Origin of the sequence: Frankia sp. Mgl5 (assembly GCF_023242985.1) — a bacterium.
GTDB classification, from domain to species: domain Bacteria; phylum Actinomycetota; class Actinomycetes; order Frankiales; family Frankiaceae; genus Parafrankia; species Parafrankia soli.
On the sequence record NZ_JALKFY010000451.1, the window covers coordinates 1 to 493 of the forward strand.

Genomic DNA, 493 nt, shown 5'->3' on the forward strand with positions numbered 1-493 from the left:
GGTGGGTGGTTCTACCCGGATTCCAGCGGTTCAGGAAGCGATCAAGAAATTTACCGGTAAAGAGCCGCACAAAGGCGTAAACCCGGATGAAGTGGTTGCGCTCGGTGCTGCGGTGCAAGCGGGCGTGCTGACTGGTGATGTAAAAGATGTTGTCCTGCTTGACGTAACTCCGCTTTCCCTCGGTATTGAAACCCTGGGTGGAGTATTTACCAGACTGATCGACCGCAACACCACGATCCCGACAAGCAAATCGCAGGTATTCTCCACAGCGGCTGACAACCAAACCTCTGTAGATATCCACGTCCTGCAGGGTGAGCGCCAAATGGCCTCCGACAACAAAACGCTGGGACGCTTCATGCTGACCGATATTCCGCCGGCTCCGCGCGGTATTCCGCAGATCGAGGTTTCGTTCGACATCGACGCCAACGGTATCGTAAACGTACGTGCAAAGGACTTGGGCACAGGCAAAGAACAACGCATCACAATCACGTCC

Annotated in this window: 1 protein-coding gene; it reads left to right on the forward strand. The window is 54.8% G+C overall.

Annotation, left to right across the window (positions count from 1 at the left end; genetic code table 11):
• On the forward strand, positions 1 to 493 hold a 493-nt coding region (locus MXD62_RS10095; protein ID WP_248829068.1), incomplete at both ends, for an Hsp70 family protein.